Genomic DNA, 12,362 nt, shown 5'->3' with positions numbered 1-12,362 from the left:
CCACTCATATTCCTTTGTGCCAGATCGATGGCGAGCCAAGCCGATCACGACTCCAGTGCGCCTCCGGGCGCCGCCGCGGAAAAACCCAGCGACAGCTATGTGCAATCGTTCGCGCGCGGCCTCTCGGTCATCCGAGCCTTCAACGCACAGCATCCCGCCCAGACGCTCACGGAAATCGCGCAGGCCAGCGGCCTCACGCGCGCCGGCGCGCGGCGCATCCTGCTGACTCTGGTCGGCCTCGGCTACGTGCAGGCAGATGGCCGCCTGTTCCGGCTGACCCCCAAGATCCTCGATCTCGGCTTTGCCTACCTGACGTCGATGCCGTTCTGGAATCTGGCCGAGCCGATCATGGAAGCGCTATCGCAGTCCGTCCACGAAAGCTGCTCGATCTCCGTGCTCGACGGCACCGAGGTGGTCTACGTGCTGCGCGTACCGGCACGCAAGATCATGACCATCAACCTGTCGATCGGCAGCCGCCTGCCGGCCTATTGCTCGTCGATGGGACGGGTGTTGCTGGCCGGCCTCGACGACGCCGAGCTCGACCGCGTGCTGCGGGCGTCCGACTTGCGCGCGCGTACCAGCCGCACGGTAACCGATATCGACCAGCTCAAGACCCTGATCGCGGACATTCGCACGCGCGGCTGGGCGCAGAACGATCAGGAACTCGAGGAAGGACTGGTGTCGATTGCCGCGCCGATCCGCAGCCGCTCCGGCCAGGTCATCGCAGCCATCAATATCAGCGGCCAGGCCAACCGCACCAGCGCGCCGGAGATGGTGGAGCGCTTCCTGCCGCCGCTGCTGGAAGCGTCCGGGAAGATTTCAGGCCTGGTCCAGCTGCGTACCTGAACCAGGGTCCGGTCAGAGCGTGACGGGCGGCAGCTCCACGCTGCCGAACTCGGCCGAGCGGGTCCCGGCGACGGGCCGGTTGCTCGCGCCAAAATAGGCAAACGCCAGCGACAGCTTGACCGCATCCGACTGGTTGCGGCCGGCGCTATGGAACAGCCGGCTGTCGAAGATCAGCACGTCGCCGCGATGCAGTACCAGCGGCACCGTGCCGCGCAGCAAGTCCTGGCTGGCCGGATGGGATTCCACCAGGAATTCGGCCGCATCGAGCTGCGCGGGATCCAGCCTGGCCCGATGCGAACCCGGTATCACGCGCAGCACGCCATTGCGCGCATCCTCGTCGCCGAGCGCGAGCCAGACCGTCACCAGTTCGGGGTGCACAAACGACCAGTAACGCGTGTCGCGGTGCCAGCCGGTCTCGCTGCCGTAATGCGGATGCTTGGTCATCACGCTGTTGTGGTGCGCCAGCGTCAGGCGCGCCGGTTCGCCCAGCAGTGCCTCCACGGTCGCCACGATACGCGGATCGGCGGCCCAGCGCCGGAATACCTCGTCGCGGCCGTAGGCCTGCCGCAGCCGGCGCACGGTAGCGCCGCCAGCCGACTGGCGCGACGCGGGCGCGCCCGGATAGCCGAGGTCGGCCTCGAATTCCACGGGCGGCACCGCGGCAGCAAGGTGGGCGCGCGTCACGGCCTCGAGGTCGGCGCAGGTCTGCTCGCTGGCAAAGCCACGCAGGATCACATAGCCGCCGGCGTGAAACGCGCGCGCCAGGCTGGCCAGCCCGGCCCGGTCGGCCAGCGGCGCCGAGGAATCGAATTCCAGAGAAACGGACGCGTCAGGTGCGGCCACTTGTGGAAGAGTCATTGCGGAAGAGGCATGCAGAAAGCATGCAGAAAAGTCACTGCGGCAGGTAAGAGCAATCTGAAACTGTCATGCGCCGACGACGCGCCGACATGCCGATAATGCCAGAACCAGCGTGCCATCGTGCAAATTGGCGTCAGTTCCGGACATTCAATTTATCTATAGGCGGGATAACGTGCGGCAACAGACCGTCCCCCCGCCGCGGCGCGCCGCTACAATGGCCAGGTCCGCCCGCATCGCCCCCGGCATCCGTGCCGCGCGAGTCCCGGCGACGCATGCGAGGCCACTCCAATCCATCGCCAGACCAGACAAAGACTAGACAGGTCAACGTGACTGCCCGCCCAAGGATCGTCGCCTCGCTGGCCGAGGCCCAACAGCAGCTCGGCCGCATCGTGCTGGGCAAACCGCGCCAGGTACGCCTGTCGCTCGCGTGCATGCTCGCCGGCGGCCATCTGCTGCTCGAGGACGTGCCGGGCGTGGGCAAGACCACGCTTGCCCACGCGCTCGCGCGCACGCTGGGGCTGCAGTACCAGCGCGTGCAGTTCACCAGCGACCTGCTGCCGGCCGACCTGATCGGCGTCTCGGTGTTCCTGCGCGAGGCCGGCGAGTTCCGTTTCCACCGTGGCCCCGTGTTCGCGCAGCTGGTACTCGCCGACGAGATCAACCGCGCCCCGCCCAAGACGCAAAGCGCACTGCTGGAGGCCATGGCCGAGCGGCAGGTCACGCATGACGGTGCCACCCATGCGCTGCCGCAGCCGTTCTTCGTGATCGCGACGCAGAACCCGCTCGAGCAGATCGGCACACACGCGCTGCCCGAGTCGCAGCTGGACCGCTTTACCATGCGTATCTCGCTCGGCTATCCCGACCCGTCGTTCGAGCGCGTGCTGTATCTCGGCGGCGCCACCACGCCCGAGGCCACACCCGTCATGGACGCGGAACAGGTGGTGGCCTTGCAGGCCGCCGCCGCCAAGGTCTACGCCGCACCGGCGCTGGTCGACTACGTGCTGGCGCTGGTGCAGGCCACGCGCGCGGAAAGCAGCTTCGCGGCGGGCCTGTCGCCACGCGGCGGCCTCGCCCTGCTGGCCTGTGCACGCGCCTGGGCATTGCTGGAACAGCGCGAGATGGTGATACCCGAGGACGTGCAGGCCGTATTCGCGGCCGTGGCCGGCCATCGGCTGTTGCCGTCCGGCAGCGGCGGCGCGCGGAACCAGGCCACGGCCGTGGACCGCCTGCTGGCATCGGTGCCGATTCCCTGAGCCGCCGGCCCCGCTCGTTCGCCATGCGGCGTGCCTCCGCGCCCCTCCTTTCGCCAGGCGACTGGCTGCGACGCAGCCACGCGCCGGTCAACGGCGTGGTCGCGCTGCACCGCCGGCGTCTCTACATCCTGCCCACGCGTGGCGGGGTGGGCTTTGGCGTGCTTTTGCTAACGATGTTGATGACATCGCTCAACTACAACATCAGCCTCGGCTTCGCGCTCACGTTCCTGCTGGCCGGCATTGCCATGGCGTGCATGTGGACCGCCTATCGCAATATGCTCGACCTCGCGGTCTCGGCCGGCGCGGTCTCACCGGCGTTTGCCGGCGACATGGCCTGCTTTGCGCTGCAGGTGGACAACCACGACCGCATCGCGCGCATCGGGGTGGAGGCGCATGTCAGGCGTCAGCGTCACCGGCGCGGCCGCGCCGCGCGCAGTACCGTGGCCGAGGCAGACATCGCGCCCGCCACCCTGACACTCGATGCCTGCGCCAGCGGCACGCTCGCGCTGCACGTCCCCACCACGCACCGCGGCCGGCTTGTGCTGCCGCGCGTCACGCTTGTCAGCCGCTTTCCATTCGGCCTGTTCCGCGTCTGGAGCTATGCCGACATGCCCCTCGCGACGATGGTCTATCCGGCGCCCGAAGCAGGCGCGCCCCCGTTGCCGCTGCTGGCGCGCCCCGACGACGCCGACGACGGCGCGCTGGCGGTCGCGGGGGAGGACGGTATCGACCAGTTGCGGCGCTATCGCACCGGCGATCCGCTCCATCGCATCGCGTGGAAGCACAGTGCCCGTACCGGCCGTTGGCTGACCCGCACCGGCCAGGCGACGCGCGATCCCGCCTGCTGGCTCGACTGGCACACGCTGCCGGACACGCTCGATAACGAGGCCCGGCTTGCACGCCTGTGCGCGTGGGTCGTGGCCGCCGGCGACGACATGGACCTCGGCCTGCGCCTGCCCGCGGTGGAAATCGCGCCGGGCCATGGCGCCGCGCACCGCCGCGCCTGTCTCGAGGCGCTGGCGCTATGGCCTGAGCGGCCTGAGCGGCCGGTGTGGCCTGAGCAGCCTGAGCGAGACCGCCGGTCCGGGCGACCCACGCCGCGCGAACCGATCCTGCGTCAGGACCGCCGGCCGTCATGAAGCCCACCCAAGCCCAACGCCCGCGGCCGCTCGCCCACCAGGAGCACGGCATGCTGATGGGCCAGCTGGCGCTTGTGCTGGCGCCGCAGGCGCGCACGCTGCCGGTCTCCGTGAGCCTGTTGCTGCTGGTGCTGCTCGCGTGGCGCTGGCTGCTGTGGCGGCAACGCGCGCCGCTGCCTTCGCGCCTGATGCTCGGCGCGAGCGCCCTGCTCGTGCTCGGCATCGCGGCCGCGCTGGTCTGGCAAGCCGGCGGCAGCCTCGGCCGCGACCTGTGCGTGGCGCTGCTGGCGGCGTTCGTCATCCTCAAGCTGCTGGAGTGCCGGCAGTTGTCCGATGCGACGATGGTCACACAGCTGTCGTTCTATCTGCTGCTCACGCTCTATCTGTCGGACCAGCCGTTCTGGCTTGCGCTGTACAGCATGGCGATCGGCGCCTGGATCCTGCGCAACTGGCTGCTGCTCCATCATCCCGAAGCCCGGGGGCGGCTTGCGATCTGGCCCCTGCTCGGCCGCATGGCGCTGATCGGCCTGCCGTGGGCGCTGTTCCTGTTCGTGCTGTTTCCACGCCTCGACCATCCGCTCTGGCGCCTGCCGCAAACCGAGCCGACCGCACGCACGGGCATCACCGACACCATGCGGCCCGGCAGCATCGGGCAACTGATCCGCTCGACCGATGTCGCGTTCCGCGCCGATATCGCCGGCAAGCCCCTGCCCGCCAGCGCGCTTTACTGGCGCGCGCTGGTGCTGTGGCGCTACGACGGCGAGGCATGGCGCACCACCGAGGCGCAACGGATCATCACCGCCGCGCCCCCGTTGCCCGACGATGCCGCGCATACCGCGCCGCCGGGCATGGTCGACTATCACGTCACGCTCGAAGCCAGCCAGCAACCGTGGCTCTACCTGCTCGATCGCGGCGTGGCCATTGGCGCGTCCCTGGGCGCGCGCATGTCGACCGATGGCGAATTCTTTGCGCGTAATCCCGTCGATCGCGCGCTGCGTTACCGCGCCCGCTCGGCGTTTGCGCACACGCCGCAGCCCCTGTCCCCGCGCCTGCGCATGATGGCGCTCGAGTTGCCGCCCGGCAATCCGCGCAGCCGTGCGCTGGCGGCGCGCTGGGCCGGCCAGTTCGCCGATCCCGCCCAGCGCGTGCAGGCGGCGCTGCGCATGTTCGCGGGCGAGGCGTTCTACTACACGCTGTCGCCGCCGCCGCTAAGCCACGATCAGGTCGATACGTTCCTGTTCGACACGCACCGCGGCTTCTGCGAGCACTACGCGAGCAGCTTCGTCTTCCTCATGCGCGCGGCCGGCGTGCCCGCGCGCGTCGTCGCCGGCTACCAGGGCGGTGAGTACAACACCATCGGCCAGCACTACATCGTGCGCCAGTCCGATGCGCACGCCTGGGCCGAAGTCTGGCTCGACGGCCGCGGCTGGGTGCGCGTGGATCCCACCAGCGCGGTCGCACCGAGCCGCGTCGAACAGGGTGTGGACGCGGCGCTCGCCGGCGACGAGGGCAGCGCGGTGCGGGCGCTGCGCCAGCCGGGCTGGTTGCGCGATTTGCGTTGGGGTCTCGATGGCCTGGTCTACACGTGGCAGCGCTGGGTGCTCGATTACGACCACAATCGGCAACTGACGCTGTTACGCCAGTTCGGCATGGACGATCGTCTGCCGCAACTGCTGGTTGGCGGACTCGCGGCATTGACCCTGTTCGGCCTGGTACCGCTCTGGCTGCGCCGCCGCCGGCTCGATCCGTTGCAGGCAATCTACGCGCAGTTCTGCCGCGTACTGGCCCGCCATGGTTGCGAGCGTGGCGCGGCCGAGGGCCCGCAGGACTTCGCGCAACGCGCGGCGGCCGCCCTGCCGCACGCGGCGGCGGCCCTGGAAACCTTCACCGCGCGCTACGTCGCGCTGCGTTATGGCAGCGCCGGTGCGATCGGCGCCGGCAAGATTCCACCACGCCAGCTTTACGCGCTGCGGCGCGCGCTCCACGACGTCAGCCGGCAGGCCGCGCAACGCTGACAATGCCCTCGCCTGCGCCCGATGCTGCGGGTTGGCTGGGGCGGAGCGGCTGGGGCGGGGTGGCTGGGGCGGTCATTGCATCGCGCCGTCATCCGGTATATAGTTTCATACGTAACTATTACATATGAAATTAATATTCCCATGTCTTTCGAACAACGCATCGACCGGTTCTGCGCCCTGCATCCGCAAGCACCGCGCGATCTGATCCTGGCCTCCCGCCTGCTGCTGCGTTCCGCGCGCCTGCTGCGCAACCACATCGAGCGCGCGCTCGCCGACTTCGAACTCGATCTCGGCCAGTACCTCGTGCTCAGCATGCTGGCCACCGACGCCGGCGCGTCCAATATCCCGTCGGAACTCGGCATCGCCATCGACGCCACGCGCACGCAGATGACGCGGCTGGTCGATCGCCTCGAAGCCCGCGGGCTGGTACGCCGCACCGCCTCCGAGCACGATCGGCGCAGCCTCGAGCTGAGCCTGTCGCCAGCGGGCCAGCGCCTGCTTGACCGTGCCATTCCCGTCGTGCACGCCGCCTATGCCAGTGCCTGGGCACCGTTTGGAGAGAGCGGCCTTGCCACCGCCACCCGCACGCTCGGCAAGCTTCACCAATCGCTCGCGGCGCTGGAAGCCGAACAGTCTTGAACCCGCAGGCTTCACCGTGGCAGCGCATGCGCCGCATGCGCGTGCTGGGCCATCGGCACCGCCAGACGCTGCTGATGATGCTGCTCGGCCTCGCCACGGGCGTCGAGTTTCTCGAGAACATCATGTTCGTGTTCGCATCGAGCCATATCGTGGGCGGCATCGACGCCGACCCCCGCAGCTTCGCGCTCGTGCAGGCCGCCTATGCGGTCGGCAGCATGCTGATGATTCTCAAGCAGGACTGGCTCGCGCAACGCTTCGGCTATCGCCGTTACCTTACCGGCGCGCTGCTCGTCTTTATCGCGGGGACGCTCGCCGCGGCCACGAGTCCGGCGCTGCCGCAAATGGTGGCGGCGCGCTTTATCCAGGGCGTGGGTGGCGGCGCGCTGTTCACAAGCTGTCGCATCCTGGTCAACCTGCTGTTCGGGCCCGTCGACCGGCCGCGCGCCACGCGCATCTTCATGCTCGGGATCTTCGGTGCTTCTGCGCTCGCTCCGGCCTTCGCCGCCATCCTGATCGAGCGTGGCGTATGGCAGGACGTCTTTTACGGCGTGCTGCCGTTCGCGGCATTGGCCACGGTGGGCGCGTGGCTGCTGCTGCCCGATGCCGAACCCCGGCCGGATGTCGATGGCCCCGCGCTGGCGCCGCTGCTGCTGTTCGGCGTGGCCATCGTCACGCTGCAGGCGGTATTGACCGAGGCGCGCTTCGACATCTTCTCGCACCCGTTGCGGCTGGCCGCCATTACCGCCCTCGCCCTCGGCTTGCTGGCGATCTTTCTCTGGCAGCAATGGCATCACCCCACGCCCGTGCTGCCACTGCGCGTCCTGCGCGACCCGGTGTACCTGACTGGGCTGGCCATGTACTTCGTCTATTACATGATCAGCAATCTGAGCAACTACGTGTTCCCGGTGTTCGCGGAGCAGGCGTTGCGGTTTCCGCTGGCCACCACCGGCTGGCTCAATACCTTTGCGGCAGGCATCAGCCTGCTCGGCATCATGGCGTATCTGCGCGTGGCGCGCCGCCTGCCGCGCAAGAAGCCGATCATGGTGAGCGGCCTGCTCGTGATGGCGGCGGCCACGTGGTACTTCTCATGCATGCCGCCCGATATCGGCCCAGCGGGGCTGATCGTCGGCCTGGTCGGCAAGGGCCTGTTCGGCGTGATGGTCATCATCCCGATCGCGGGTCTGACATTCCGCTCGCTCAGCACGGAAGACTTCGGCCATGGTTACCGCAGCAAGAACCTGCTACGGCAGGTCGCCAGCTCGTTCGCGTCGGCATTGGGGGCGGTGTTATTGCAGAACCGGGAGTTCGCCGTGCATGACAGCCTTGTGCAGGCGCTCGGGCAACGGCCCGCGGAAACGGCGCAATGGATGGCGTCGACCCAGGCCACGCTGGTCGCACGCGGGATGGATATCAGCCACGCTCATGCGGGGGCGCTGGCCGAACTCGGCAGAATGGTGGCGCAGCAGGCGCGCCTGATTGCCTGCGAGGATCTCTACCGTCTGATCGCGGCACTGTCGCTGCTGGCGGCAGTGTTCATGCTGGTACAGCGGCGGCTCGATTAGGCTGGTCGCTACCTTGGTTCGCTACCTTGGTTCGCTACCTTGGCCGCTAATTTGGTCCGCTAACTTGGTCGGCAAACTTGATGCGACTATCTCGGCTCGACTGGCGCATTGACGCAGCCGCGAGAACAAGTCCAGAGTGGCGTCAGAACAGCGAGAGCTGCCGCATGCCAAAGCCAACGGTTTCCTCGACGCGCGCGCGCGCATGCACGAGCGAACCTTCGGTGCCCGAATAGTTGCCGGCGGCCCAGCGGTAGACCACGGGCACTTCACCGCGATCCGACAAGCGGACTTCGCCAAGTTTCTCACCGCGCTCGTTGCGGTAGTAGTGGGAACGATAGCCGCGCTCCCAGTGGGGCGGCTCAACCTTTTTGCGTCGCCGTGGCGACGTCGCGCTCGTCGACTTGCCCGACGAGGGGTGCCGGACCCGTTCGGTACCCGGCACGGCAGGGGCGCGGTTGAAATCCAACTGCATAGACTTCCTTCTTCTGTCGATTCAGCAGGAACCAGACGTGGTGGCCAAAGCCACCACACGCTTCATGCATCGCAGTCGAGATCATACCTGTTCGCGCGCGTTACGGGTGTGTTTTATTGCCCTGAAAGCGGCCTGTGGCAAGGGTTTGCGGGAGGTATACGCTACGTACTCCATCGACGTACTCCGGCTCGGTCGGCGACGGCCTCCGAGGTACGCGCGGGGGCGGCGCGAGGACGGCCTACCTGCCCTGCGCATACCGCTCCCGCGCTCCCTCGACACCGCTCGCGCCCATCGCGCGCATACCCGCGCACCACCTTCCGGTCTGCCCGATCAGCCCAGGTCGAGCGGGATGAAGATGCGTGCGTCATCGCGTTGCACCAGCAGCGCAATCTGCTTGCCGGACTTCGCCACGAGCGACTTCAGCTGGTCGGCCGAGCTGATCGGCGTACCGTTCAGCGACAGAATCACGTCGCCCGGCTGGATGCCAACCCGTGCCGCCGGCCCAGCCACGTCCTCGACCACGAGACCCCCGTCGATGCCGCTATCGCGCTTCTCGGCCGGCGTCAGCGGTCGCACGGCCAGGCCCAGACGACCACCCGCTTCGCCCGAATTCCCCTTCTGCGCGACGGCTGCATCCTTCGCCGCGCCCACCTTGACGGTCAGCGTCATCGGCTCGCCCTTGCGAATGATCTTCAGTTGCGCATCGGTACCCGGCTTGATGTCCGCCACATGTTCGGGCAAGTCGCCGGAATGGTCGATGGCGTCGTCGCCGATCTGCACGATCACATCGCCGGGCTTCAGGCCCGCCTTGGCTGCGGGGCTATCGGCCTCGACCGAATTGACCAGTGCCCCACTCGGCTTCGGCAGATTGAACGACTGCGCCAGCGCCTGGTTCACTTCCTGCACCGAGATGCCAAGCCGACCGCGTGTGACCTTGCCGTGCGCCACCAGTTGCTCCTCGACCTTGGTCGCGACATTGATCGGAATTGCAAACGACAGGCCCTGGTAGCCACCGGTCTGGCTATAGATCTGTGAGTTGATGCCGATCACTTCGCCGCGCTGGTTGAACAGCGGCCCGCCCGAATTGCCCGGGTTCACCGCCACGTCGGTCTGGATAAACGGCACATAGGTATCGTCCGGCAACGAGCGCGACTTCGCACTGACGATGCCTGCCGTCACCGTATTCTCAAAGCCATAAGGCGAGCCGATCGCCAGTACAGGCTCACCCACGCGAGTGCGCGACGGATCGCCCAGGCGCACGGTCGGCAGATTCTTGGCGTCGATGCGGATCACCGCGATATCGGACTGCGGATCGGAGCCAAGCACCTTGGCCTTGAACTCGCGACGATCGGTCAGCTTGACGGTCACCTCGGTGGCGTTATCCACCACGTGCGCGTTGGTCAGGATCAGACCGTCCGGGCTCACGATAAAGCCGGAGCCCAGCCCGCGCACGAGTTGCGGCTGCGGATTCTGCGGCATCTGGAACTGCGGGCCAAAACGCTTGAAAAACTGGAAGAGGGGATCGTCCGGGTCCATGCCCGGACCCTGTGCCGAGGTACGCTGGGCGCGCGCCGTCACGCTGATATTGACGACCGCCGGACCGTACTGGTCAACGATCGACGAGAAGTCGGTCGGCGTTGCCACCGCCACCGGGGACGACTGGGCAACCACCGGCGTGGGCGCCGCATAGCCCGGCGTGATGACTTCCTTCTGCAGGTAGGTGTAGCCCCCGGCGATAGCGGCGAGTGCTGCGATACCGAAGGCAGAGCGAGCAAGCGTCTGACGAATCATGATGTCCATCCTTTCTGTTGTCCTGGCGCTGGGGGATTCCTTGCGCGACGATGTCATCCTAGAGACGCAGACTTAAACCAGACTTAAGGGTCCGGAGCGCTTCGCATGAAGGCGTGGTATCTGGTCGAACAATGTCCCCACATGACGTATGGGCAACGCAAAATTTATCTTGCACGCAATTGAATTGCGTATAAGATATGTGCCATGGACCACGTCAATGACACCTCCGCCGCAGACGAACTGCTCCTTCTGGACCGGCAGCTCTGCTTTGCGCTGTACTCGTCGTCGCTGGCTATGACCAAGGTGTACAAGCCGATCCTAGGTGAGCTTGGACTTACTTATCCGCAATATTTGGTGATGCTGGTGTTGTGGGAACAGGCGCCGTTGACGGTGTCGGAGCTCGGCAGCCGGTTGACCCTCGATTCGGGCACCTTGACCCCATTGCTCAAGCGACTGGAGGCAAGCGACCTGGTGACGCGCGGGCGCGACCCCGCGGATGAAAGGCGGGTAGTGGTCAGCCTGACGCCGGCCGGCCGCCATCTCAAGCAGGCCGCCGCTGGCATTCCGGAGAAGATGTTGTGCGCTACGCAGTGCACGGTCGAGGAAATTCAGGCGCTGACACTGCGTTTGCAGGATTTGCGGTCTACGCTGGAGAACGCGCGGACCGATGTTTGAACCGCCGCCTGTGCGGCTTATGTGAAATGCGTGAGATCAACCTGCCCTCGGGGCATATCAAGGAGCGACAAATGAAATTGGAAAAAGTCCTGTACACCGCCCACGCAACTGCTACGGGTGGCCGTGATGGCCGCGCCCAGACGTCCGACGGTCAACTGGACATCAAGCTCGCGGTGCCCAAGGAAATGGGCGGTGCCGGCGGCGGCCTGAACCCCGAGCAACTGTTTGCCGCGGGCTATTCCGCCTGCTTTATCGGTGCCATGCGCTTTGTCGCCGGCCAGCAGAAGATCAACGTTCCGGCCGACGCCAAGATCGACGGCGCGGTTTCGATTGGTCAGATCCCCAACGGATTCGGCATTTCGGCCGAACTGAAGATTTCGCTGCCGGGCATGGATCGCCAGGTCGCACAGAAGCTGATCGAAGACGCGCACCAGGTGTGCCCCTATTCGAACGCTACGCGCGGCAACATCGACGTCACGCTGACGCTGGTCTAAGCGCTCGGGTGGCATCAAAGCAGAACGCCGGCGCTAGCCGGCGTTTTTTTATTCTTTCTTCAGGTCTTTTCAGGTCGGCGTGGGCTCGGTCTCGAGCCCATCGCAAAAGGCGCGCTTCTGCTGCGCAGTCATCCGCTTGGTCGCGATCTCCGCTTTCAACGCCTCCGATTTGGTCGCAAAGCGCATCCAGCCCAGCAACCGTACCGGCTTCCTGGCACGCGTGTACTTGGCGCCGATACCGGCAACATGCGCCGCATAGCGGCGCTGAACATCCGTCGTAATGCCGGTATAGATCGAGTTGCCTTCGCACTCGAGCAGATAGAGAAACCAGGATTGATCGTCTGCAGCCGTCATTGGCAGGGATTCATTGAGCGACAGCCACGATCATAGCGCCAGCAGTTGGCTTGCGACGCGTAAAAAACAAAACCCCCCAGCGGTAAAGCTGGGGGGTTCTGGGGATAAGAGCCTGGCGATGACCTACTTTCACACGGGTAGTCCGCACTATCATCGGCGCGGAGTTGTTTCACGGTCCTGTTCGGGATGGGAAGGGGTGGTTCCAACTCGCTATGGTCACCAGGCATGAGGGGTTGCCGGGCTGACGCGAATGCGGTCAGCGCG

12 protein-coding genes and 1 rRNA gene are annotated in these 12,362 nt (G+C 66.5%); 8 read left to right on the top strand and 5 right to left on the bottom strand.

Annotated features, from left to right (window positions below; all coding sequences use genetic code 11):
• Positions 1-27: 27 nt before the first annotated feature.
• Complete coding sequence (locus DFLDMN_RS13725) at positions 28-846, top strand: IclR family transcriptional regulator (RefSeq protein ID WP_423195481.1); 819 nt, start codon at positions 28-30, stop codon at positions 844-846.
• 12 nt (positions 847-858) lie between these two features.
• Here the strand turns inward: DFLDMN_RS13725 and DFLDMN_RS13720 are convergent, their stop codons facing one another.
• Entirely contained in the window at positions 859-1,704 is an 846-nt protein-coding gene (locus DFLDMN_RS13720) for a phytanoyl-CoA dioxygenase family protein (protein WP_423195480.1), read from the bottom strand.
• Positions 1,705-2,030: 326 nt separating this feature from the next.
• Here DFLDMN_RS13720 and DFLDMN_RS13715 point away from each other — a divergent pair, with 326 nt between their 5' ends.
• The 5 genes from DFLDMN_RS13715 to DFLDMN_RS13695 all read left to right on the top strand — a co-directional run bounded on the left by DFLDMN_RS13715 (position 2,031) and on the right by DFLDMN_RS13695 (position 8,312).
• The gene (locus DFLDMN_RS13715; RefSeq protein ID WP_423195479.1) at positions 2,031-2,957 is read left to right on the top strand and encodes an AAA family ATPase; all 927 of its coding nucleotides are present in this window, start codon (positions 2,031-2,033) and stop codon (positions 2,955-2,957) included.
• A 23-nt stretch (positions 2,958-2,980) separates the two neighbouring features.
• Positions 2,981-4,096 carry a DUF58 domain-containing protein gene (locus DFLDMN_RS13710; protein WP_423195478.1) on the top strand — a complete coding sequence of 372 codons (1,116 nt, stop codon included), beginning with the start codon at positions 2,981-2,983 and terminating at the stop codon, positions 4,094-4,096.
• Positions 4,093-6,111: a transglutaminase TgpA family protein gene (locus DFLDMN_RS13705; RefSeq protein ID WP_423195477.1), complete on the top strand. Its 2,019-nt coding sequence runs from the start codon at positions 4,093-4,095 to the stop codon at positions 6,109-6,111. Before DFLDMN_RS13710 ends, DFLDMN_RS13705 begins: the two co-directional genes overlap by 4 nt.
• Before the next feature lie 141 nt (positions 6,112-6,252).
• Positions 6,253-6,750 carry a MarR family winged helix-turn-helix transcriptional regulator gene (locus DFLDMN_RS13700; protein WP_423195476.1) on the top strand — a complete coding sequence of 166 codons (498 nt, stop codon included), beginning with the start codon at positions 6,253-6,255 and terminating at the stop codon, positions 6,748-6,750.
• 26 nt (positions 6,751-6,776) lie between these two features.
• A complete protein-coding gene (locus tag DFLDMN_RS13695) occupies positions 6,777-8,312 on the top strand; it encodes an MFS transporter (RefSeq protein WP_423198415.1) in 1,536 nt (511 codons plus the stop codon).
• A gap of 142 nt (positions 8,313-8,454) precedes the next feature.
• On the opposite strand, the gene DFLDMN_RS13690 is transcribed toward DFLDMN_RS13695, so the two are convergent.
• A complete protein-coding gene (locus tag DFLDMN_RS13690; RefSeq protein WP_423195475.1) occupies positions 8,455-8,784 on the bottom strand; it encodes a hypothetical protein in 330 nt (109 codons plus the stop codon).
• 330 nt (positions 8,785-9,114) lie between these two features.
• Positions 9,115-10,575 (bottom strand): DegQ family serine endoprotease, encoded by a 1,461-nt coding sequence (locus tag DFLDMN_RS13685; RefSeq protein WP_423195474.1) that lies wholly within the window; start codon positions 10,573-10,575, stop codon positions 9,115-9,117.
• Positions 10,576-10,779: 204 nt separating this feature from the next.
• On the opposite strand from DFLDMN_RS13685, the gene DFLDMN_RS13680 reads away from it, so the two are divergent.
• Together DFLDMN_RS13680 and DFLDMN_RS13675 are read left to right on the top strand one after the other, a co-directional pair.
• On the top strand, positions 10,780-11,250 hold the full coding sequence (locus DFLDMN_RS13680) for a MarR family winged helix-turn-helix transcriptional regulator (protein ID WP_423195473.1): 471 nt from the start codon (positions 10,780-10,782) through the stop codon (positions 11,248-11,250).
• Positions 11,251-11,321: 71 nt separating this feature from the next.
• Positions 11,322-11,744 carry an organic hydroperoxide resistance protein gene (locus DFLDMN_RS13675; protein ID WP_423195472.1) on the top strand — a complete coding sequence of 141 codons (423 nt, stop codon included), beginning with the start codon at positions 11,322-11,324 and terminating at the stop codon, positions 11,742-11,744.
• 69 nt (positions 11,745-11,813) lie between these two features.
• Here the strand turns inward: DFLDMN_RS13675 and DFLDMN_RS13670 are convergent, their stop codons facing one another.
• Together DFLDMN_RS13670 and rrf are read right to left on the bottom strand one after the other, a co-directional pair.
• On the bottom strand, positions 11,814-12,098 hold the full coding sequence (locus DFLDMN_RS13670) for a GIY-YIG nuclease family protein (protein ID WP_423195471.1): 285 nt from the start codon (positions 12,096-12,098) through the stop codon (positions 11,814-11,816).
• A 110-nt stretch (positions 12,099-12,208) separates the two neighbouring features.
• Positions 12,209-12,322: ribosomal RNA gene (rrf, locus tag DFLDMN_RS13665) — 5S ribosomal RNA — on the bottom strand.
• Positions 12,323-12,362 lie beyond the last annotated feature (40 nt).

Source organism: Cupriavidus sp. H19C3, from assembly GCF_049393815.1.
Classification (GTDB): domain Bacteria; phylum Pseudomonadota; class Gammaproteobacteria; order Burkholderiales; family Burkholderiaceae; genus Cupriavidus.
Note: the sequence above shows the minus strand (reverse complement) of the source record. Positions and strands in the feature narration are given on the sequence as shown.

Bases quoted from the DNA above. Each gene is read 5' to 3' on its own strand.
- DFLDMN_RS13695 (WP_423198415.1), top strand. From the start codon at position 6,777: ATGCGCCGCATGCGCGTGCTGGGCCATCGGCACCGCCAGACGCTGCTG.
- DFLDMN_RS13675 (WP_423195472.1), top strand. From the start codon at position 11,322: ATGAAATTGGAAAAAGTCCTGTACACCGCCCACGCAACTGCTACGGGT.
- DFLDMN_RS13670 (WP_423195471.1), bottom strand. From the start codon at position 12,098: ATGACGGCTGCAGACGATCAATCCTGGTTTCTCTATCTGCTCGAGTGC.
- DFLDMN_RS13705 (WP_423195477.1), top strand. From the start codon at position 4,093: ATGAAGCCCACCCAAGCCCAACGCCCGCGGCCGCTCGCCCACCAGGAG.
- DFLDMN_RS13710 (WP_423195478.1), top strand. From the start codon at position 2,981: ATGCGGCGTGCCTCCGCGCCCCTCCTTTCGCCAGGCGACTGGCTGCGA.
- DFLDMN_RS13685 (WP_423195474.1), bottom strand. From the start codon at position 10,575: ATGATTCGTCAGACGCTTGCTCGCTCTGCCTTCGGTATCGCAGCACTC.
- DFLDMN_RS13700 (WP_423195476.1), top strand. From the start codon at position 6,253: ATGTCTTTCGAACAACGCATCGACCGGTTCTGCGCCCTGCATCCGCAA.
- DFLDMN_RS13690 (WP_423195475.1), bottom strand. From the start codon at position 8,784: ATGCAGTTGGATTTCAACCGCGCCCCTGCCGTGCCGGGTACCGAACGG.
- DFLDMN_RS13680 (WP_423195473.1), top strand. From the start codon at position 10,780: ATGGACCACGTCAATGACACCTCCGCCGCAGACGAACTGCTCCTTCTG.
- DFLDMN_RS13720 (WP_423195480.1), bottom strand. From the start codon at position 1,704: ATGACTCTTCCACAAGTGGCCGCACCTGACGCGTCCGTTTCTCTGGAA.
- DFLDMN_RS13725 (WP_423195481.1), top strand. From the start codon at position 28: ATGGCGAGCCAAGCCGATCACGACTCCAGTGCGCCTCCGGGCGCCGCC.